This window comes from Streptomyces armeniacus (assembly GCF_003355155.1).
Classification (GTDB): Bacteria; Actinomycetota; Actinomycetes; order Streptomycetales; family Streptomycetaceae; genus Streptomyces; species Streptomyces armeniacus.
Genome location: NZ_CP031320.1, coordinates 2,079,793 through 2,100,785, shown reverse-complemented (window position 1 = coordinate 2,100,785; position 20,993 = coordinate 2,079,793). Strand labels below are relative to the sequence as shown.

Below are 20,993 nucleotides of genomic sequence, written 5' to 3'. Positions count from 1 at the left end.
CCACCCGCTCACGCCACCCGCGCGCCGCTCCGCGCCGCGACCGCCTGCTGGTACAGCCGGCCCGCCCGGTACGAGGAGCGCACCAGCGGTCCGGACATGACACCGGCGAAGCCGATCTCCTCCGACTCCTCCTGCAGCTCCACGAACTCGTGCGGCTTGACCCAGCGTTCGACGGGGTGGTGCCGCGGCGTCGGGCGCAGGTACTGGGTGATGGTGATCAGCTCGCAGCCCGCGCCGTGCAGGTCGCGCAGTGCCTGGCTGACCTCCTCGCGGGTCTCGCCGAGGCCCAGGATCAGGTTGGACTTGGTGACCAGCCCGTCCTCGCGCGCCTTGGTGATGACCTCCAGGGAGCGCTCGTAGCGGAACGCGGGCCGGATGCGCTTGAAGATCCGGGGCACCGTCTCGACGTTGTGCGCGAGCACCTCGGGGCGGGACGAGAAGACCTCGGCGAGCTGTTCCGGAACGGCGTTGAAGTCCGGGATCAGCAGCTCGACGCCGGTGTCCGGCATCATCGCGTGGATCTGCCGGACGGTCTCCGCGTACAGCCAGGCGCCGCCGTCGTCGAGGTCGTCGCGGGCGACGCCGGTGATCGTCGCGTACCGGAGCTCCATCTGCTGTACGGACTCGGCGACGCGGCGCGGCTCGTCGCGGTCCAGCTCGGCGGGCTTGCCGGTGTCGATCTGGCAGAAGTCGCAGCGCCGGGTGCACTGCTCGCCGCCGATGAGGAACGTGGCCTCGCGGTCCTCCCAGCACTCGAAGATGTTCGGACAGCCCGCTTCCTGGCACACCGTGTGCAGGCCCTCGCGCTTCACGAGGCTCTGCAGCGCGTTGTACTCGGGGCCCATTTTCGCGCGGGTCTTGATCCACTCGGGCTTGCGCTCGATGGGGGTCTCGCTGTTGCGGACCTCCAGGCGGAGCATCTTGCGACCGTCGGGTGCGACAGCGGACACGTCCGGCTCCCTACGTACCTTCGTACTTTCGATTCATCGGCGTGCACCAGCGTACGCCTGTGCTTGTGCGGCTCAGACGGCGCGGGGCAGTGGGACTGCCGTCTCGAGCACCGCACGCAGGTGCTTCTCCACTACGGGAAGCACTTCCGTCACCGGAACATTCCTGCCCAGCTCCTCCGAGAGCGACGTGACGCCCGCGTCCCGGATGCCGCACGGCACGATGCGGTCGTACGAGGTGTTGTCCGAGTCGCAGTTCAGCGCGAAGCCGTGCATCGTGACGCCCTTGGCGACGCGGATGCCGATGTTGACCAGCTTGCGGTCCTCGCCGCGCTGGCCCGCGTTGGAGGGGGCGTACTCGGGGCCGCTGAGCCGCGAGTCGAACTCGTCGTCGGTGCGCGGGTCGAAGTCGAGCGACAGCCCGCCGAGCCCGTCCGTGCCGCCGCCGGGCGACTGCCGTTCCGCCACCGGGTCGCCGAGCACCCACACGCCGCTGCGGCCCTCGATACGGGTCGTCTCCAGGCCGAACTCGGCGCAGACGCCGAGCAGCGCCTCCTCGATGCGGCGGACGTGCGCGACGACGTCGACGGGGCGCGGCAGTTTGAGGATCGGATAGCCGACCAGCTGTCCGGGGCCATGCCAGGTGATCTTGCCGCCGCGGTCGACGTCCACCACCGGGGTGCCGTCCAACGGGCGCTCGCTGTCCTCCGTACGACGGCCCGCGGTGTACACCGGCTGGTGTTCCAGCAGGAGACAGGTGTCCGGGACCTCGTCCGCGAAGCGGGCGGCGTGCACGCGGCGCTGTTCGGCCAGCGCCTCGGTGTACTCGACCGCCTCCGCGCCCAGTCCCAGCGTCACAAAGCGCAACTCGCCCATGGCAGCTCCTTCACGTCTGTCGCGCACGAGAGCCACTGTACGGGTGGCCGGGGGAGTGGTGGCCGCCGGGAGCCTCCTCACACGTATGGATGAATACGCGGTCGGAGGGGGCGAGGAGTGTGCCGCTGGCCATTACATTCGCGCCGTTCCAACAGGGCGCCCCGGCGTCTGCCGCAAGCCGTGAGGCAGGAGACCGTAAAGCTGATGACGACGGAACGACCTGGGGGCTCAACCCAGCAGCGCACTCCCAACCGCCAGCTCGCAGCACTGATCGCCGAGGCCGGGTTCTCCAACGCCGGTCTCGCCCGGCGCGTGGACCAGCTCGGCCTCGAGCACGGTCTCGACCTCCGGTACGACAAGACTTCCGTGACCCGCTGGCTGCGCGGTCAGCAGCCACGCGGGACGACGCCCGCGCTGATCGCGGAGGTGTTCACACGCAGGCTGGGGCGGCGGCTGTCCGCGCAGGACCTGGGGCTGGACGCGTGCGCTCCGGTCTACGCGGGACTGGAGTTCGCCGCGACGCCCGCCGAGGCCGTGGACATCGTGAGCGGGTTGTGGCGGAAGGACTCCGGGAGCCACGCCGAGCTGCGCAAGATCGCCTTCACCCCGGCCGGGCTGGTGGTGCCCAGCCGCGACTGGCTCATCGGGCGGCCCGACGACCGGGTCGCCCGCGGCCCGGAGCCGGGCGCCGGTGCCGGTTCCGGTACGGGCGCCGGGCCCGGCGCGGGAGCAGGCCCGGGCGCCGGGGGCCGGGCGGACGGCACCCCGCGGCCGGGGGAGACGCCCGTACGGGTGCCCGCACAGGCACGCGGAACGGGCACGCCGGTCCCGGGGCGCGCGCCCGGCGGCGCGGCCGTTCCGGGGCAGGGCGGTCCGGGCGGTCCCGGCGGTCCCGGCGGCGTCGGGCAGGTGCGTGCGCCGGTGCCGCCGACACCGCTGCTGGACCGCATCGAACGCGGCCCCGGCCAGCGTGTCACCAACGGGGACATCGCCGCCCTGCGTTCCGTCGGCGACCTCTTCCGCGCCCTCGACCACGCCTTCGGCGGCGGCCACGCCCGGCAGGCCCTGGTCCGGTATCTGGAGCACGAGGCCGAGCCGCTGCTCCGCGGCGTCTACGGCGAGCAGGCCGGGCGGCGGCTCTTCGCGGCCGTCGCGGACCTGACCCGGCTGGCCGGGTGGACGTCGTACGACATCGCCGCGCACGGTCTCGCCCAGCGCTACTTCGTGCAGTCGCTGCGGCTGGCACAGGCCGCGGGCGACCGCGCGTACGGCAGCTACGTGCTGGTCACGATGAGCCGCCAGGCCGTGTACCTCGGGCACGGCCGGGAGGCCGTGCAGCTCGCGCGCGTGGCGCAGCAGGGCGTCGGCGCGGCGGCGCCACCCGTCGTGCAGGCGCTGCTGCACGCGGCGGAGGCACGCGGGCACGGCGTGCTGAACGAGGTGCGGGCCTGTACGACCTCCCTGGCGCGGGCCGAACGGGCCCTGGAGACGGCCCGGCCGGGGGAGGACGTGCCGCAGTGGGCGCGGTTCTTCGACGAGGCGCAGCTGGCCGACGAGTTCGGCCACTGCCACCGAGACCTCCAGCAGTACCGGGCGGCCGCGCAGCACGCCGAACGGTCGCTCCAGCTGCGCGGTGCCGGGTACGCGCGCAGCCGCCTCTTCTGCCGGGTCGTGCTGGCGACGGCGCGGCTGGCGCTGGGCGAGGTGGAGCAGGCGTGTGCGCTGGGCGCGGAGGCCGCCCAGCAGGCGGCGGAGATGCGCTCGGCCCGCGCGCACGAGTACGTACGGGACTTCGAGCGCCGGCTCGAGCCGTACCGCGACGCGGCGCCCGTACGCGGCTACCGGGACCGGGTGGCCGCCCTGGGCTGACACCGCTCCTGGCCTGGCCTGGTCTGGCCTGGCCAGGCCCGGCACCGAACGGGGCCCCGGCCTCCCGGTCGGCACCGGGCCCCGTGCCTCCCGGCCGGCGCCGCCGCGCACCGCCGCACCGCCGCGGTGCGCGGCCGGACGTCAGCACAGGCAGAACTCGTTGCCCTCCGGGTCCTGCATCGTCACCCCGTAGTGGTCGGAGCCCTCGGTGAACAGCACGCGCTGTCTGCTGGCGCCCGCCGCCAGCAGACGCTCCACCTCGGCGTCGACCCGCTGTCTGCGGGTCTCCAGCGGGACGGAGAGGCCGCCGCCCACCTTCAGATCGAGATGCAGCCGGTTCTTCACGGACTTGCCCTCGGGCACCTGCTGGAACCACAGCCGCGGGCCGACGCCGTCCGGGTCGACCACCGAGTCGGCGCAGTCGCCGTCGCCGAGCTCCTCTTCGGGCACGCCGTGATGCAGCCAGTACGCCCGCCAGTCGGGGAAGCCTTCCGGCGGTGCCTCCGCCACGTATCCGAGCGCGGTCGCCCAGAAGCGCACAAGGCACTCCGGGTCCGCGCAGTCGATCGACAGCTGCATCGTGGTCGCCATGAACGCCTCCCGTGGAAAAGACCCCCGCGTGGACGGGAGCCGGGGCCGGCGGAGCGGGCCCCGACGACGATCCTGCACGAGGGGTCTGACAATCCACGGTGCGTACGACCGCCGTACGCCCCCGCGCACGCATGGCGGCCGTACGCGCCCGCAGCGCGGCCTACCGCGCGCTGTCGCGCGCCGCGGGCAGCAGCGAGCGCACCAGGCGGCACGTGGCGCGTGACGGCGGGCGTACGCCGATACGGGCGGCGGTGCCGCTGATCCTCTGGTCGGTGGCCCGCTCCGGGGTGTAAACCCCCGAGTCGAGCAGGGCTATCGCCAGCCGCATCGCCTTGAGCTGCCGGTTGTGCGTCTCGTACCACTCGCGCGGCTGCCCGGCGGGCAGCGGCACCTTGGGCACGGACCGCGCGGGCACGGATCCTGCCGGACCGGACCGCGCGGGCACGAACGCCGACCGGAGGGCCTCCGGCCGAACGGCCTTTGCCGGAACGGTTCTTGTCGCGGGACGGGTTGTCTGGGGACGGCTCGTCAGTGGGCGGACAGTGGCCATCAGGGACCTCCATGGGCCATGGACTTCCGCGGCTGTGAACTGCTTCCAGCTTATCGCCGCCCACTGACAAGACGCCCTGGTCGCAGCGGAGTTACGCGCTCCGCAACGCCCCCTCCCGCGCGCCCCATGAGCACCCACCGGAAACGGCCGCACGGGCCGCCGCACCCGCCCCTCGCGTCAGCCCTTCGCGTCAGCCCGTCACGCGACCGCGAGCAGTTCCCGCTCCCCGACGCCCGCCGTCCGCAGCCCGAAGTCGCGCAGCACCTCGACGGCCGCGCGCCGGGCCGAGGACAGCGCGCCCTGGGTGCTGGACGTGTCGCGGTGGTCCCCGCACACGTACAGCCCGCACAGCACCCGTACGGGCCGCCGCCCGTCGTGCGGCGTCGGCATCGCGGGCACGGCGCGCGGGTCGTGGTGGCTGCGCAGCAGCTCCCAGCGGTCCGTCGGAACGCCGTACAGCTCGGCGAGTTGGGTACGGGCGGCCTTGTCCAGCGGGCCGACCGGGTCGGCGGCGGCCGGGCCGAGCACCACCGAGCTGATCAGCGTCCGGTCGGGGCGTGCCCGGGACGGGTCCACCGCCGAGGTGACCCACGTGTGCGAGACCGGCCCGTGCCGGTCGGCGTCGACGACCAGCGCGGGCGCGGTCATCGGCGGTTCCTGCGCGGCGTGGTGCAGGACCGTCACGGGGTGGAAGTCCGGGACGCGCAGCCCCGGCAGCAGCCGCGCCGCGTCCCGCGCGCCCGTGGCGATCAGTGCGGCGCGGCAGCCGAGGACGCCGTGGCCGTCCGTGTTCACGGCGTTGGCCGCGACGGAGGTGGCACGTACGCCCCTCCGTACGGTGCCCTTCGGCAGCCCCGCCGCGAGCAGTTCGGGCAGTGTGGAGGCGCCGCCCGCGGGCAGGCACAGGCCGGAGCGTACGAAGCTGCGCAGCGCCAGATCGGCGACGCGGCTGGACGTCGTCAGCTCCGGATCGCACAACAGGGCGGCGAGCAGCGGCCCGACGAGCGTGTCGGCCGTACGGGTCGGGAGCCCTCGCGCCGACAGGGCCTCGCCGGCGGGGAGTTCGGCGCGGGCCCGCAGTCGTTCGGCGGGGGTGTTGGCCAGCCGGGCGAACCCGGCGCGCAGCCGGGCGAGGTCGAGCGCGTCGCTCATGGTCGTACGGGTGGTGCGGGCCGTACGCCCCAGTCCGCGTCCGCCGCCGAACGAACGCGCCGCGCTGAGCGCCTGCTTCGTGCTCCGCATCTGGTACGCGTACGAGTACGGGTACGGCACGCGCCCCTGGCGCCCCTCCCGCCCCTGCCGTACGGCGCGTGCGTGCCGCCCCGTGCCCGCCCGCAGGTCGCCGACGGGCAGGCAGCGGTCGCCCGTACGCATCAGGGCGCCCGGCGTGAACGGCCGCAGCGCCAGGGCGGAACCGAGGCCCAGGCCGGGCAGCCCGGCCAGCTCCGGCCAGTCGGAGCACAGCAGTCCGGCGCCGCGGTCCAGCCGGAAGCCGTCGACGTGGTCGGTCGCCATCCGGCCGCCGACGTGTGACTGGGCTTCGAGCACGACCACCGCCAGCCCCGCACTGGTGAGGTGGTGGGCCGCGGCGAGACCCGCGAGGCCCGCGCCCACGATCACCACATCGGCATCCGAGGTGTTCGTACGGCGTGTGCGTGCGCTGCTGGTGAGCACGTGCCCTCCCCGTGGTCGGCGCGCGACAGTAGGGCTTTCGGCCAGCGGGGACATGGAAGTCCCGTTGACCTCATGCCCAGGCAAGCGCGAGGAATACCCAAGTCCGCATAGACCCTATGCAGTTGAGGGATCGCTGTCAGTAGCGCGATGATCGGGAGTGGGGCACGGGAGCGCAATGAGCGCACGGGAGTCGCACAACGGGCGTACGACCGGCGTGCGCGGGGCGCCCTGGGGCGTCGGCGCGCCGCGGCACGTTCCGGCACCGTACGGTGCCGCTCCTGCGCACCGTACGGGCGTAGTTGGCGTCCGGTACGGGCCGCACACAGCCGTATGCCCGCGTACGGTCAGTCCAGCGCCGCCCTGATCGCCTCGTCGATCCCCGGGAACGCGAACGTGAACCCCGAGTCCAGCAGCCGTGCGGGCAGCACCCGCTGACTGCCCAGCACATCCTCCGCGAACTCCCCGAGGGCGAGCCGCAGCGCCGGTGCCGGTGCCGTGAACAGCGTCGGCCGGTGCAGCACCCGGCCCATGGCGGCGGTCACTTCGCGGTTCGTGACGGGTTCCGGGCCGGTGAGATTGACCGGCCCCTCCAGCGTGTCCGTGTCCAGGATGTGCCGGAGGGCCGCGATGTGGTCGTGCAGCGCGATGTGGCTCCAGAACTGCCGCCCGTTCCCCAGCCGTCCGCCCAACCCCGCCTTGAACAGCGGGAAGAGCCGCCCCCACGCACCGCCGCGCCGGGCCACGACGAGCCCCGTGCGCCCGTACACCGTCCGTACGCCCGCCTCCGCCGCGGGCCGCGCGGCGCGCTCCCAGTCCTGGCAGAGGTCCGCCAGGAAGCCCGTGCCGGGCGGCGCGCTCTCGTCGACGGCGCGGTCGCCGGTGTCGCCGTAGTAGCCGACGGCCGTGCCGACGAGGAGGGTGCGCGGTTTCGGGTCGAGGGCCGCGACGGCCTCGGCGATGGCGGTGGTGCCGTCGACGCGGCTGTCGTAGAGCTCCCGCTTGTACGCCTTCGTCCAGCGCCGGTCGCCGACGCCGGCGCCCGCCAGGTGGACGACGGCCTCGCAGCCGACGAGGCCCGCCGTGTCGACATACCTGCGTCCGGGGTCCCATTCCACTTCGTCGCCCGCGCGCGCGGAGCGCCGTACGAGCCGTACTGTCTCGTGCCCGTCCGCGCGGAGGGAGGCGAGCAGAGCCGTGCCGATGAGCCCGGTGGAGCCGGTAACCGCGATACGCATGGCGCCTATTGTGGTGGACGTGTGAACAGCGGGCGAGGCAAGGTGAGCCGCATGACCCTGGCCGCGCCGTTCACCATCCGCCCCGCCGAGCCCGCCGACGAGGACGCGCTCGCCGCGCTGGACCGGAACGGCTGGTCGGCGATGTACGCGATCGGGCCGCGGCCGGAGCCGCCGTACGCGCCGTTCTTCGACCGCTCGCACACCCCGGAGCAGTTCCTGGTGGCCGAACTGCCGCCGGACGGCGCCGGTCCCGTACGCGCCGGACGCACCGTACGGGGGCGGCTCGCGGGCTACGTACGGGTCGTGCAGCCCGTACCGCTGCCCAGCAACGCGCACGTACGGCAGATCCAGGGCCTCCTGGTCGACGAGTCCGCGCGCGGCCGCGGCATCGCCCGCGCCCTGCTGGACGCCGCGTGCGAACGGGCGCGCGCGGAGGGCGTGCTGCGGCTCACGCTCCGCGTGCTGGGGCACAACCTGCCCGCGCGGCAGCTGTACGCCGCCGCTGGTTTCGCGGTGGAGGGCGTGCTGCCGGGGGAGTTCCGGCTCGAAGGGGCGTACGTGGACGACGTGCTGATGGGACGCTGGCTGACGCCGTGACGCCGTGACGCCGTGACGCCGTGACGCCGTGACGCCGTGACGCCGTGACGCCGTGACGCCGTGACGCCGTGACGCCGTGACGCCCTGACACCCGTACGGCCGCCCTCCGGCAACCCGGCGCGCCCCGCGACGCCGCCTCAGCGTTCGCGGAAGCGGTCCCACAGCTTCGGCAGCCGTTCCGCCAGGGCGCGGTCGTCCTCCAGGTCGAGCGGCACGCCCTCCGGCTCCTCGGGCGGCTCGGGCAGCCCGAGGTCGGGCAGTTCGGTGCCGGTGAGCTGGTCGTACGCCTCGTCGGCCGCGTACCCCAGGTCCTCCGCCTCGCCGTCCAGCTCCGGGTCGAAGTCCCCGAGGAGGCCGGCGAGCGAGTCGGCGTCGTGCGCGGCGCTCTCGAACACCTCCCGGCCCTGCCCGATCAGCCAGCAGCGGAACGCGTCGAAGACGTCGTCGCTCGCCCCGTCCAGCAGAATCCAGGCGGCCGCCCACAGGTCCCAGCGGTACGCGCGGTTGAAACGGGACTCGAAGTGCCGGGCGAAGACCGCCACGGCCTCCGGGTCGAGCTGGGTCAGCCGCTCGACGAGCAGGTCGGCCTGTTCCTCGGGGTCGCCCTCGGCGGCCTCGCGGGCACTGTCCACGTGCTCCCAGAACTCGGTCTCGTCCATCACGGCACAAGCATCGTCCCTGACACCCGGCGCCGCACGCGGAGCGCGTCAGATGCGGCTGTGTCGTTATGGAGCGGCCGTCGGCGGCACCCGTACGAGCGTCGTCGGCGGCACCGTACGGACGCGCTCGGCGCACCCGTACGCGGCACCCGTGGGACGTACGGAAAGCCGGACACAGGATGTCGGGTATCGCTGGCACAGTCACTGCCGTGCGTACGCGGGCCGTACGCACGGCGCACGCGCGTACGGGCATACGGCGCACGCGCGTACGCGGTGACGACGAGGAGAGGCGGAGACAGTGCGGGAGCTCGAAGGAAAGATCGCCCTGGTCGCGGGCGCGACGCGGGCGGCGGGCCGGGCGATGGCCGTGGAGCTGGGCCGGGCCGGTGCGACGGTGTACGCGACCGGGCGCACCACCCGCGACCACGTGAGCGAGGTCGGCCGGGCCACCGAGACCATCGAGGAGACGGCCGAGCTGGTGACCGAGGCGGGCGGCACCGGGATCGCCGTGCCGACCGACCACCTGGAGCCCGAGCAGGTACGGGCGCTGACCGAGCGGATCGACCGCGAGCAGGGCCGGCTGGACATCCTGGCCAACGACCTGTGGGGCGGCGACCGGTTCGTCCAGTGGGGCAAGAAGATGTGGGAGCACGACCTGGAGGACGGGCTGCGCGTCCTGCGGCTCGGCGTCGAGTCGCACATCGTCACCAACCGGTACGCGCTCCCGCTGCTCATCAGGCGGCGCGGCGGCCTGCTCGTCGAGGTCACCGACGGCACCGAGGAGTACAACCAGCGCTACCGCGAGCCGTTCTACTACGACCTGGCCAAGTACGCGCCGCTGCGGATGATCCGCGGGCTGGCGGGCGAACTGGACGAGTACGGCGTCACGGCGGTCTGCCTGACACCCGGCTGGCTGCGTTCCGAGGCGATGCTCGACACGCACTTCAAGGTGACCGAGGAGAACTGGCGCGCGGGCTGCGAGCAGAACCCGCACTTCGCGATCTCCGAGAGCCCCGTCTACGTCGGCCGCGCCCTCGCCGCGCTGGCCTCCGACCCGGACCGCGGGCGGTTCCACGGGAGCTCGCTGTCCAGCGGCGGGCTCGCGCAGGTGTACGGCTTCACGGACACCGACGGCTCGCAGCCGGACGCCTGGCGGTACATCGAGGAGGTGGAACAGGCCGGGAAGCCGGCGGACACCACCGGCTACCGCTGAGCCCCCCGTCCCGTCTCGGCCCCGTCCCGGCGGGGCTCGGACCTGGCACCGGCCGGGCCTCGGACCTGACACCGGTCCGGCCACCGGCCTGGCACCGGTCCGGGCCCCGGCCTGACGCCGGTCCGGCCACCGGCCTGACACCGCCCGCCGCCTACGGCCGCGGCCCGCCCCCGTACAGCGCGGCCGTGGCCTCGGCGGCCTCCCGGAACCGTTCGCGCAGCTCCGGCGGTTCCAGCACCTCGCAGTCCGGTCCCAGCGAGAACAGCTGGCCGAACGCGACGTCCATGCCCTCCACGGGCAGCATCACGGTCAACCGGCCGTCCGCGGCCCGTTCGCCGGCCGCCACCGCCTCGTCGGCGGCCGTACGGTCCGTGACGTGCCGCAGCCGCCGCGCGCCCTGCTCGGACAGCCGCAGCGTCACCTCGTCGCGCAGGATGGAGCGGGCGAAGGCGGCCGCCCGCTCCGCCCAGAAGCCCGGCAGGTCGAACGTCTCGTCGCGGTCGAACCGGCCGCCGTCCGCCGGTTCGGCGACCGCCGTGAAGCGGTCCACGCGGTAGACGCGGAAGCCGCCGCTCGCGGCGCGCGCGGCGACGTACCAGACGCCGGCCTTCAGCACGAGCCCGTACGGCTCCAACTCCCGTTCCACCTCCCCGTCCTTGCGCCGGTAGCGGACGGCGATACGGCGGTCGTCCCACACCGCCTCGGCGACCGCGGGCAGCAGCGCCGGCGCCGCCGGCTCGTGCCACCAGCCCGGCGCGTCCAGATGGAACCGCTGGGCGGCCGACTGCTGCGCATCGGCCAGTTCCGGTACGAGCGCCGCCGACACCTTCAGACTGGCCGCCGATGCGGCATCCGCCAGGCCCATCTCGCGCAGCGCGGACGGCACTCCGGACAGGAACAGCGCCTCCGCTTCCGTCCGGGCCAGGCCGGTGAGCCGGGTCCGGTAACCCCCGATCAGCCGATAGCCGCCGGTGCGCCCCCGGTCCGCGTAGACCGGCACCCCGGCCTCGGACAGCGCGAGCACGTCGCGGGCAACGGTCCGTTCGGACACCTCCAGCTCCGCGGCCAGCTCGGCGGCGGTCATCGACCGCTGGGCCTGGAGCAGCAGCACCATTCTGATCAGCCGTGCAGCGCGCATGACCGAAGTGTGCCTCGCGTGCCGCGGGTGTACGGGTCGGGCCCGTGGGCACTGGGGAAAACCGAGGGGAAGGCTGTACGGAAAGCCGTACGGAGGGCGTACGGAAGGCGTACGGACAGGGTTTGCGGAAGGCCGTACGAGGTGCCGTACGACGTGCCGTACGGAAGGCGGACGGCACGGTGAGCGGAGCGGGCGGACGGAAGGGGGCGGAAGGCGGTGGCGGAGCCTCAGGACGCGGTGCAGGATGACGCGGTGCAGGATGGGGACAGTGCGCGGCTTACGGCTCCCCGAAGGGCGCCCGTACCGCCTCGCTGTTACCGTTCGGGCAATTGCGGCGAGATGATCAAGGACGACAACCATGTCTCAGCAACCCCGCGAGCGATGGGGATCCCGAGCCGGGTTCCTGTTCGCCGCGATCGGCTCGGCCATCGGCCTCGGCAACATCTGGCGCTTCCCGGCGGAGGCGTACAAGAACGGCGGAGGCGCGTTCCTCCTGCCGTATCTGATCGCTCTTCTGACGGCGGGTCTGCCGCTGCTCATCCTCGAGTACACGGTGGGCCGCAAGTACCGGCAGTCGCCGCCGGCCGCCTACCGGGAGCTGGCGAAGCCCGCACAGGTCATCGGCTGGTGGCAGGTCGCCATCTGCTTCGTGATCGCCACGTACTACGCGGTGATCCTGGCCTGGGGCATCCGGTACATCGGCTTCTCCTTCGGTGAGCAATGGGGTGACGACCCGGAGAAGTTCCTCTTCGGCGAGTTCCTGCAGGCCTCCGAGACGCCCGGCGACATCGGGGGCTACGTCGGCGGCGTCTTCTGGCCGCTGCTCGCGGTCTGGCTCGTGGTGCTGTTGATCCTGGCGATGGGCGTCCGGCGCGGCATCGAGAAGGCGAACATCATCTTCATCCCCTCCCTCGTGCTGTTCTTCCTCATCCTGGTCATCCGGGCGCTCACCCTGGACGGCGCCGCCGACGGTCTGGACGCCCTGTTCACGCCCGACTGGTCGGCACTGGGCGAGGGCAGCGTGTGGGTCGCCGCGTACGGGCAGATCTTCTTCTCGCTGTCCGTCGGCTTCGGCATCATGGTCACGTACGCCTCGTACCTCGGGCGCCGGGCCGACCTCACCGGCTCCGCGCTGGTCGCGGGCTTCGCCAACAGCTCGTTCGAGATCCTGGCCGGGATCGGCGTCTTCGCCACCCTCGGCTTCATGGCGAGCTCCGCGGGCGTACCCATCGACGAAGTCGCGGCCGAGGGCCTCGGGCTGGCGTTCGTGGCGTTCCCGACGGTCATCTCCAGCATGCCCGCGGGCTGGTTCTTCGGGCTGCTGTTCTTCACCTCGCTGGTGATCGCGGGCTTCACGTCGCTCATCAGCATCGTGCAGGTCGTGGTCGCCTCCGTGCAGGACCGGACCGGGATGGCGCGGGTGCCGGCGGTGCTCGGCGTCGGCGGCCTGATCGCGCTCGTCTCCCTGCTGCTGTTCTCCAGCGACAACGGCGTGCACTTCCTGGACGCGTCCGACCACTTCATCAACCAGTACGGCATCGCCATGGCCGCGCTTGTCTTCGTGATCATCGTCGCCTGGTGGCTGCGGCGCCTCCCGACACTCCAGGAGCACGCCAACCTGACCTCGGCCGTACGGCTCGGCAAGTGGTGGCTGGTGTGCCTGGGCATCATCACGCCGCTCGTGCTGGGCTGGATGATGGTGGACAGCCTGCGCACGGAGTTCGACGAGAACTACGGCGGCTACACCACGGACTTCCTGGTCAAGTACGGCTGGAGCGTCGCCATCGGGGCACTCGCCGTCGGCATCCTGATCTCGCTGATCCCATGGCGGCGTACGGGCGGTGCGCCGCCACGGCCGCCGGGCGGCGGCGACGGTCCGGCAGCGCCCGGTGAAACGCCCGACTCGGAGCGGAGGAGCGCCTGATGTCCGCCAGCGCACTCATCATGATGATCGTCGCGATCGTGATCGTCTGGGGCGGGATGACCGCCGCGATCATGAAACTACGCGGCCACCCGGACCCGCCGGACGACGACAGCCCGGCGGAACGGGCCTGACGCCGTACGGCGTGACGCGTACGGGGAGGGGCGCGTTCTGCGCGCACCCTCCCGTACGGTGCCGCCCGCCGGTGACACGGCAGGGCCGTGGCGGCTCTGGCCCGGGGCCGGGGCTGGGGGCCGTCCTCAAGCGCCGGACGGGCTGGGGGTCGCGTGCGCCGTGGCGCTCTTTCCGCCGTCGCACGTAAGAGCACCCGTCGCCCCCCACGGGCGACGGGTGCTCTGGTGTTGGGCCGCGGCTCAGGCCAGGCCGTAGCGGTCCGCCGCCTCGCGGACCGTCTCCTGCTTGACCTCGCCGCGCCGGGCCAGCCGGGCCAGTGCCGCGACGACCACCGACTCGGCGTCGACGCCGAAGTGCCGCCGGGCGGCCTCGCGGGTGTCGGAGAGGCCGAAGCCGTCCGTGCCGAGCGAGGACCAGTCCTGCTCCACCCACTGGCTGATCTGGTCCGGGACGGCGCGCATCCAGTCGCTGACGGCCAGCACCGGGCCGGGTGCCCCGGCCAGCGCGCGGGTGACGTACGGGACCCGGTCCTCGCCCCTGAGCTGTGCCGCGTCGCAGGCCAGGGCATCGCGGCGGAGCTCGCTCCAGGACGGCGCGGACCACACGTCGGCGGTCACGCCCCACTCCTCGGCGAGCATGCGCTGCGCGTCGAGGATCCAGTGGACCGCTGTGCCGGACGCCAGCAGCTGGATGCGCGGCGACTCCTCGCCGTCCGCGCCCTCCGTGTCCGGGGTCTCGCCCTCGCGGAACCGGTACAGGCCGCGGAGGATGCCCTCCTCGACGCCCTCCGGCATCGGAGGCTGCACTTTCGTCTCGTTGTAGACGGTCAGGTAGTAGAAGACGTCCTCGTGCTGCTCGGCGTCCGGCCCGTACATCCGGCGCAGCCCGTCCCGTACGATCACGCCGACCTCGTACGCGAAGGCCGGGTCGTAGCTGAGCGCCGCCGGGTTGGTGGACGCGATCAGCGGGGAGTGGCCGTCCGCGTGCTGGAGGCCCTCGCCGGTCATGGTCGTACGGCCCGCGGTGGCGCCGATGAGGAAGCCGCGGCCGAGCTGGTCGGCGAGCGCCCACATCTGGTCGGCCGTCCGCTGCCAGCCGAACATCGAGTAGAAGATATAGAACGGGATCATCGGCTCGCCGTGCGTCGCGTACGACGACGCCGCGGCCGTGAACTCCGCCATCGAACCGGCCTCCGTGATCCCCTCGTTGAGGATCTGACCGTCCGCGGCCTCCTTGTAGTAGAGGAGCTGGTCGCGGTCGACGGGGTCGTACGTCTGGCCCAGCGGCGAGTAGATCCCCGCGGACGGGAACAGCGACTCCATGCCGAAGGTCCGCGCCTCGTCCGGCACGATCGGCACCCAGCGTTTGCCGGTCTCCTTGTCCCGCATGAGGTCCTTGACCAGCCGCACGAACGCCATCGTGGTGGCGATCTCCTGCGACCCGGACCCCTTCGCGAGCGTCTCGAACGGCTTCGCCGACGGCTCCGGCAGCGCCACCGGGTGCACCCGGCGCGCGGGCGCGGGGCCGCCGAGCTCGGCGCGCCGCTCCTGGAGGTACCGCACCTCGGGCGAGTCCGCGCCGGGATGCGCGTACGGCACCAGCTCGCCGTCCTCCAGCGCGCTGTCCGGGATCGGCAGCTCCAGCAGGTCGCGCATCGCGCGGAACTGGGTGTTGTCCAGCTTCTTCATCTGGTGGTTCGCGTTGCGCGACTCGAAACCGGAACCGAGCGTCCAGCCCTTCACGGTCTGCGCCAGGATCACCGTCGGCGCGCCCTTGTGCGCGACGGCCGCGCGGTACGCCGCGTACACCTTGCGCGGCTCGTGACCGCCGCGCGAGGTGTGGAAGCACTCGCTGATCTTCGCGTCCGACAGCAGCTTCGCCAGCTCGGCGAGCGCAGGGTCGGCGCCGAAGAAGTGCTCACGGATGTACGCGGCGTCGCGCGTCGCGTACGTCTGGAACTGCGCGTCCGGCACCTCGCGCAGCCGCCGTACGAGCGCGCCCGTGGTGTCGAGCCGGAACAGCTCGTCCCAGGCGGCGCCCCACAGCGACTTGACGACGTTCCAGCCGGCGGCGCGGAACTGCGCCTCCAGCTCCTGCACGATCTTGAAGTTCGCGCGGACCGGGCCGTCGAGGCGCTGGAGGTTGCAGTTGATGACGAAGGTGAGGTTGTCGAGGCCCTCCCGGCCGGCGAGCGCGAGGGCCGCCGTCGACTCGGGCTCGTCCATCTCGCCGTCCCCGAGGAACGCCCAGACGTGCGAGCCCGCCGTGTCCTTGATGCCGCGGCCGGCCAGATAGCGGTTGAACCGCGCCTGGTAGACGGCCGATATCGGGCCGATGCCCATCGAGACCGTCGGGAACTCCCACAGCCACGGCATGCGGCGCGGGTGCGGGTACGAGGGCAGGCCCTCGACCGGGCCGCCCCCGGCCTCCTGCCGGAAGCGGTCGAGATGCGCCTCGGTCAGCCGGCCGTCGAGGAACGCGCGGGCGTAGATGCCGGGGGAGGCGTGGCCCTGGATGTAGAGCTGGTCGCCCGAACCGCCGGACGCCGCGTCCTCCTTGCCCCGGAAGAAGTGCTGGAACCCGGTCTCGTAGAGCCAGGCGGCGGACGCGAAGGTGGCGATGTGCCCGCCCAGGCCGTACCGGCTGCCGCGGGTGACCATCGCGGCGGCGTTCCAGCGGTTCCAGGCGGTGATACGGGCCTCCAGCGCCGCGTCGCCGGGGAACTCCGGTTCGGCGGCGGTGGGGATGGTGTTGAGGTAGTCCGTCTCCAGCAGCTTCGGCAGGAGGGGGGTGTCGTGGCCACTGCCGCTCGTGCCGCCGCCTGAGCGCTCGGCGTGCTCGAGGGTGCGGCGCAGCAGGTACGCGGCGCGGTGCCCGCCCGCATGGGCGGTCACGGCGTCCAGCGACTCCCGCCACTCGGCGGTCTCCTGCGGGTCGCGATCCGGGAGCTGGTCGAGCTCGCTCGGGGAGTTGCGTACGGGATCGGGCATGGTGGCCACCTTCCGGACGGGCGGACAGCTGAGCTGGGCGCTGTGTGGTGTGAGAACCGGTGGGTCCCGTTGGCAGGCAGGACAGGGGTTACGCCCCAGCAAGTGGACTGTACGCCTGCGATCGATGATCGATCAAAGCATCCGGCGAAATTGGCATTCCGTGCCATGGAATGGGGCACGTGGTGCCTGCTTCTCTTTCCGCCGCGACGGTGCATGGCCACGGTGGTGTGGGGCCACAGCGGTGCAGGGCCGGCGGCCTGCGCGGCGCCCCCTGCGGGCCCGGTGCCCGGCTGACCGCTGCTCTGTGGCTGAGGGCCGTCCTCAATCGCCGGACGGGCTTGGGTGCGGCGGCTAGGCGCGGGGGGCGCAGCCCAGGACGTGGGACTTGACCAGGTCGCCGATGCGCGGGTCCCGTCTGCGGAACGCCTCCAGTACCGCCTCGTGCTCCTCCGCGTACGACTCCTGCACCGTGCCCAGCCAGCGGATCGACAGCGCCGTCCACACCTCGATGCCCAGCGACTCCCAGGTGTGCAGCAGCACACTGTTGCCTGCGGCCCGGACCAGTTCGCGGTGGAAGGCCACCGTGTGCCGGACCTGTGCCTCGCCGTCCCCGCTGCGGTCCGCCTCGTACAACGCCGCCACGTGCGGTTCCAGCCGGGAGGCGTCCTCGCTGAGCCGGGGCGCGGCCAGCTCGGCGGCGATCTGCTCCAGGCCCGCGCGCACCGGGTAGATCTCCTCCAGGTCGGCGGCGGTGAGTTCGCGTACGCGTACGCCCTTGTTGGGCGCGGACTCGATCAGCCGCAGCGCCTCCAGCTCGCGCAGGGCCTCCCGCACGGGCGTCTGGCTGACCTGCAGCTCCACGGCGATCCGGCGTTCCACGATGCGTTCGCCCGGCTTCCAGCGCCCGCTGACGATGCCCTCCACAATGTGCTCCCGGATCTGCTCACGCAGCGAGTGGACGACGGGCGGGGCCATGATGTGCTCCTCCAAGGGCGGCTGGTGCCTCGACCTTACGGCTCCGCCCCGGCCCCGTGTACTGGGCAGGGGCGGAGGTCACACCGCCCCGACACGGCGGCGGCCCCGCCCGGAGAACTCCGGGCGGGGCCGCCGTACGTGCCGCGGTGCGGTCGGAGGCAGTGGGTCAGAGGCCGAGCTCGACCTCGAACTCGCCTGCCTCGAGGATCTCCTTGACCGCCGTCAGGTAGCGGGCGGCGTCGGCGCCGTCCACCAGGCGGTGGTCGTAGGAGAGCGTCAGGTACGTCATGTGGCGTACCGCGATCGTCTCGCCCAGGTCGGGGTGGTCGAGGACCACCGGGCGCTTGACGGTGGCGCCGACGCCGAGGATCGCCGCCTGGTTCGGGGGCACGATGATCGTGTCGAACAGCGCGCCGCGCGAACCGGTGTTGCTGATCGTGAACGTCGCGCCGGCCAGGTCGTCCGGGCTGATCTTGTTCGCCCGTACGTTGCCCGCCAGCTCGGCGGTCTTGCGGGCGATGCCCGCGATGTTGAGGTCACCGGCGGCCTTGATGACCGGGGTCATCAGGCCCTTCTCGGAGTCCACCGCGATACCGACGTTCTCGGCGTCGAAGTAGGTGATGGTGCCCTCGTCCTCGTTGAGGCGCGCGTTGATGCCCGCGTGCCCCTTGAGCGCCTGCACGGCGGCCTTGACGAAGAACGGCATCGGCGAGAGCTTGACGCCCTCGCGCTGCGCGAAGGAGTCCTTCGCGCGCGCCCGCAGCTTCATGATCTTGGTGACGTCCACCTCGACCATGCTCGACAGCTGCGCCTGCCCGTGCAGGGCCTTCATCATGTTGTCGCCGATGAGCTTGCGGACCCGCGGCAGCTTCACCGTCTGGCCGCGCAGCGGCGACGGCTCCAGCGGAGCCGCCGCGGCCTTCGGCGCGGCAGCCTGGGGTGCTTGCTGCGCCGCCTGCCGGGCCGCCTCGGCCGCGGCCGTGACGTCCTGCTTGCGGATACGGCCGCCCACGCCGGTGCCCTTGACGCTCGCGAGGTTGACGCCGTGCTCGGCCGCCAGCTTGCGGACGAGCGGGGTGACGTACGCGCCCTCGTTCTCGGCCGCGGACGGCGCGGGCGCCGCCGGGGCGGGCGCCTGCGCGGGCGCCGGGGCCTGAGCCGGAGCGGCGGGCTGCGGCTGAGCCGCCGGGGCGGGAGCCGGTGCCGGTGCCTGGGCCGGTGCGGCCTGTGGCGGCGCCTGCTGGGCGGGCGCCGGAGCGGGCTCCGGCTGCGCCGGGGCGGGCGCGGGCTGCGCCGGTGCCTCGGCGGGCGCGGCGGCAGCCGCCCCGGAGCCGATGACGGCCAGCTTGGCGCCGACCTCGGCCGTCTCGTCCTCGCCCACCACGATCTCGAGCAGCGTGCCCGCCGCGGGAGCCGGGATCTCGGTGTCGACCTTGTCGGTCGAGACCTCGAGCAGCGGCTCGTCCGTCTCGACGGACTCACCGACCTGCTTCAGCCAGCGCGTGACGGTGCCCTCGGTGACGGACTCGCCCAGCGCGGGCAGGACGACGTCCGTGCCCTCGGCGGAACCGCCCGCCGGGGCGGCGGCCGGTGCGGGCTGCTCCGGTGCGGGCTGCTCCGGTGCGGCCTGCGGCTGCGCCGCCGGCTGCTCGGCCTGCGCAGCGGGGGTGGGCTCGGGCTGCTGGGCCGCCTCCGACTCTGCGCCGGACCCGTCCCCTGCCTGCGGCGGGGATGCCCCATCATCGATGACGGCCAGCTCGGCGCCGACCTCCACCGTCTCGTCCTCGGCCACCTTGATGGAGGCCAGTGTGCCCGCCGCGGGGGCGGGGATCTCGGTGTCGACCTTGTCGGTCGAGACCTCGAGCAGCGGCTCGTCGGCCTCGACTTGCTCACCCTCGGCTTTCAGCCAGCGGGTGACGGTGCCCTCGGTGACGCTCTCGCCGAGCGCCGGCAGGGTTACGGAAACCGCCATGGTTTCGGTTGCTCCTTACGGAAAGTACGGATGTTCGTGGTGGTGTCGCGCCCGGGTGCGTCAGTCGTGCGAGTGCAGCGGCTTCCCCGCGAGCGCCAGGTGGGCCTCGCCGAGTGCCTCGTTCTGCGTCGGGTGAGCGTGGATGAGCTGCGCGACCTCGGCCGGCAGCGCCTCCCAGTTGTAGATCAGCTGGGCCTCGCCCACCTGCTCGCCGATCCGGTCACCGACCATGTGGACGCCGACCACGGCGCCATCGCGTACCTGGACGAGCTTGATCTCGCCCTGGGTCTTCAGAATCCTGCTCCGGCCGTTGCCGCCGAGGTTGTACTTGAGCGTCACGACCTTGTCCGCGCCGTAGACCTCCTTGGCCTTCTCCTCCGTGACGCCGACCGAGGCGACCTCGGGGTGGCAGTACGTCACGCGCGGCACGCCGTCGTAGTCGACCGGCACCGGGTTCAGCCCGGCCAGCCGCTCGGCCACCAGGATGCCCTCGGCGAAGCCGACGTGCGCGAGCTGGAGGGTGGGGATGAGGTCGCCGACGGCCGAGACGGTCGCCACGTTCGTACGGCAGTACTCGTCGGCGAGCACGAAGCCGCGGTCCATGGCGACCCCGGCCTCCTCGTACCCCAGCCCCTGCGAGACCGGGCCGCGGCCGATGGCGACGAGCAGCACCTCGGCCTCGTACGTCTTGCCGTTGGCGAGCGTGACCTTGACACCGCTGTCGGTGTACTCGGCCTTCTCGAAGAAGGAGCCCAGCGAGAAGGCGATGCCGCGCTTGCGGAAGGCGCGCTCGAGCAGCTTGGAGCTGTTCTCGTCCTCGGCGGGCACCAGGTGCGGCAGGCCCTCGACGATCGTGACGTCCGTGCCGAAGGACTTCCAGGCGGACGCGAACTCGACGCCGATGACGCCGCCGCCCAGGATGATCGCGGACTGCGGCACGCGGTCCATGACGAGGGCGTGGTCGGAGGAGATGATCCGGTCGCCGTCGATCTCCAGACCCGGCAGCGACTTCGGCACGGAGCCGGTCGCGAGCAGGATGTGGCGGCCGTTGTACGTCTGGCCGTTGACGTCGACGGAGGTGGGGGAGGAGAGCCGGCCCTCACCCTCCACGTACGTCACCTTGCGGCTGGCGACCAGGCCCTGCAGGCCCTTGTACAGGCCCGCGACCACGCCGTCCTTGTACTTGTGCACGCCGGCCATGTCGATGCCGTCGTAGCTGGCCTTCACGCCGAACTCGGCGCTCTCGCGCGCCTGGTCGGCGATCTCGCCGGCGTGCAGCAGCGCCTTGGTGGGAATGCAGCCGTTGTGCAGACAGGTGCCGCCGAGCTTGTTCTTCTCGATCAGCGCGACATCCAGACCCAGCTGTGCGGCGCGCAGGGCAGCGGCATAGCCGCCGCTACCGCCTCCGAGGATCACTAGGTCGAAAACGGTGCTGGCGTCGTTCGCCACGTCACGTCCTCCATGCATGGGTGCGCCGGGGCCGGTCCTCACCGGCCGGGCGGCTGTATGTGCGGCCGCATTTGTGTTCGGCCCTGGACTCGTCTTCTGTTGGAAGCCGCTGGGGCCCTGTCCTGCCGAGGATCCATCTTCGCACTTGTTGCCGGAAGACGGGACTCGGGTCCGGTACGGACGCCGACGGCCCCGTTCGCCG

Annotated in this window: 17 protein-coding genes; 5 read left to right on the top strand and 12 right to left on the bottom strand. The window is 72.7% G+C overall.

Going from position 1 to position 20,993, the window contains the following annotated elements; translation table 11 throughout:
• Nucleotides 1–8: 8 nt before the first annotated feature.
• Both lipA and lipB read right to left on the bottom strand, forming a co-directional pair.
• Nucleotides 9–950 carry a lipoyl synthase gene (gene lipA / locus DVA86_RS09220; protein ID WP_208877287.1) on the bottom strand — a complete coding sequence of 314 codons (942 nt, stop codon included), beginning with the start codon at nt 948–950 and terminating at the stop codon, nt 9–11.
• A 72-nt stretch (nt 951–1,022) separates the two neighbouring features.
• The gene (lipB, locus tag DVA86_RS09215) at nt 1,023–1,823 is read right to left on the bottom strand and encodes a lipoyl(octanoyl) transferase LipB (protein ID WP_208877285.1); all 801 of its coding nucleotides are present in this window, start codon (nt 1,821–1,823) and stop codon (nt 1,023–1,025) included.
• 204 nt (nt 1,824–2,027) lie between these two features.
• On the opposite strand from lipB, the gene DVA86_RS09210 reads away from it, so the two are divergent.
• Nucleotides 2,028–3,692 (top strand): NsdA family TPR-like regulatory protein, encoded by a 1,665-nt coding sequence (locus tag DVA86_RS09210; RefSeq protein WP_208877283.1) that lies wholly within the window; start codon nt 2,028–2,030, stop codon nt 3,690–3,692.
• A gap of 141 nt (nt 3,693–3,833) precedes the next feature.
• Here DVA86_RS09210 and DVA86_RS09205 read toward each other — a convergent pair whose 3' ends face one another.
• The 4 genes from DVA86_RS09205 to DVA86_RS09190 all read right to left on the bottom strand — a co-directional run bounded on the left by DVA86_RS09205 (nt 3,834) and on the right by DVA86_RS09190 (nt 7,742).
• On the bottom strand, nt 3,834–4,283 hold the full coding sequence (locus DVA86_RS09205; protein ID WP_208877281.1) for a VOC family protein: 450 nt from the start codon (nt 4,281–4,283) through the stop codon (nt 3,834–3,836).
• 160 nt (nt 4,284–4,443) lie between these two features.
• Complete coding sequence (locus DVA86_RS09200; protein ID WP_208877279.1) at nt 4,444–4,833, bottom strand: hypothetical protein; 390 nt, start codon at nt 4,831–4,833, stop codon at nt 4,444–4,446.
• Nucleotides 4,834–5,031: 198 nt separating this feature from the next.
• Nucleotides 5,032–6,507: an FAD-dependent oxidoreductase gene (locus tag DVA86_RS09195; RefSeq protein ID WP_245996446.1), complete on the bottom strand. Its 1,476-nt coding sequence runs from the start codon at nt 6,505–6,507 to the stop codon at nt 5,032–5,034.
• A gap of 344 nt (nt 6,508–6,851) precedes the next feature.
• Nucleotides 6,852–7,742 (bottom strand): TIGR01777 family oxidoreductase, encoded by an 891-nt coding sequence (locus DVA86_RS09190; protein WP_425470791.1) that lies wholly within the window; start codon nt 7,740–7,742, stop codon nt 6,852–6,854.
• Between the two features lie 51 nt (nt 7,743–7,793).
• Here DVA86_RS09190 and DVA86_RS09185 point away from each other — a divergent pair, with 51 nt between their 5' ends.
• Nucleotides 7,794–8,339 carry a GNAT family N-acetyltransferase gene (locus DVA86_RS09185; protein ID WP_208877277.1) on the top strand — a complete coding sequence of 182 codons (546 nt, stop codon included), beginning with the start codon at nt 7,794–7,796 and terminating at the stop codon, nt 8,337–8,339.
• Nucleotides 8,340–8,476: 137 nt separating this feature from the next.
• Here the strand turns inward: DVA86_RS09185 and DVA86_RS09180 are convergent, their stop codons facing one another.
• Complete coding sequence (locus tag DVA86_RS09180; protein WP_208884533.1) at nt 8,477–8,998, bottom strand: DUF4240 domain-containing protein; 522 nt, start codon at nt 8,996–8,998, stop codon at nt 8,477–8,479.
• 298 nt (nt 8,999–9,296) lie between these two features.
• On the opposite strand from DVA86_RS09180, the gene DVA86_RS09175 reads away from it, so the two are divergent.
• Nucleotides 9,297–10,211, top strand: coding sequence for an SDR family oxidoreductase (locus tag DVA86_RS09175; RefSeq protein ID WP_208877276.1), 915 nt, complete (start codon nt 9,297–9,299; stop codon nt 10,209–10,211).
• A gap of 151 nt (nt 10,212–10,362) precedes the next feature.
• Here the strand turns inward: DVA86_RS09175 and DVA86_RS09170 are convergent, their stop codons facing one another.
• Nucleotides 10,363–11,349: a helix-turn-helix transcriptional regulator gene (locus DVA86_RS09170; RefSeq protein ID WP_208877274.1), complete on the bottom strand. Its 987-nt coding sequence runs from the start codon at nt 11,347–11,349 to the stop codon at nt 10,363–10,365.
• Nucleotides 11,350–11,707: 358 nt separating this feature from the next.
• Between DVA86_RS09170 and DVA86_RS09165 the strand changes: the two genes are divergently transcribed.
• Together DVA86_RS09165 and DVA86_RS09160 are read left to right on the top strand one after the other, a co-directional pair.
• On the top strand, nt 11,708–13,273 hold the full coding sequence (locus DVA86_RS09165) for a sodium-dependent transporter (protein ID WP_208877273.1): 1,566 nt from the start codon (nt 11,708–11,710) through the stop codon (nt 13,271–13,273).
• Nucleotides 13,273–13,404: a methionine/alanine import family NSS transporter small subunit gene (locus DVA86_RS09160; RefSeq protein ID WP_208877271.1), complete on the top strand. Its 132-nt coding sequence runs from the start codon at nt 13,273–13,275 to the stop codon at nt 13,402–13,404. The genes DVA86_RS09165 and DVA86_RS09160 overlap by 1 nt, the downstream gene beginning before the upstream one ends.
• Before the next feature lie 240 nt (nt 13,405–13,644).
• Here DVA86_RS09160 and aceE read toward each other — a convergent pair whose 3' ends face one another.
• The 4 genes from aceE to lpdA all read right to left on the bottom strand — a co-directional run bounded on the left by aceE (nt 13,645) and on the right by lpdA (nt 20,791).
• The gene (gene aceE, locus DVA86_RS09155; protein ID WP_208877269.1) at nt 13,645–16,395 is read right to left on the bottom strand and encodes a pyruvate dehydrogenase (acetyl-transferring), homodimeric type; all 2,751 of its coding nucleotides are present in this window, start codon (nt 16,393–16,395) and stop codon (nt 13,645–13,647) included.
• Between the two features lie 351 nt (nt 16,396–16,746).
• Nucleotides 16,747–17,370 (bottom strand): GntR family transcriptional regulator, encoded by a 624-nt coding sequence (locus DVA86_RS09150; protein WP_208877267.1) that lies wholly within the window; start codon nt 17,368–17,370, stop codon nt 16,747–16,749.
• 166 nt (nt 17,371–17,536) lie between these two features.
• Nucleotides 17,537–19,342 carry a 2-oxoglutarate dehydrogenase, E2 component, dihydrolipoamide succinyltransferase gene (gene sucB, locus DVA86_RS09145; RefSeq protein WP_208877265.1) on the bottom strand — a complete coding sequence of 602 codons (1,806 nt, stop codon included), beginning with the start codon at nt 19,340–19,342 and terminating at the stop codon, nt 17,537–17,539.
• Between the two features lie 60 nt (nt 19,343–19,402).
• Nucleotides 19,403–20,791, bottom strand: coding sequence for a dihydrolipoyl dehydrogenase (lpdA, locus tag DVA86_RS09140; RefSeq protein ID WP_208877263.1), 1,389 nt, complete (start codon nt 20,789–20,791; stop codon nt 19,403–19,405).
• Between the last annotated feature and the right edge of the window lie 202 nt (nt 20,792–20,993).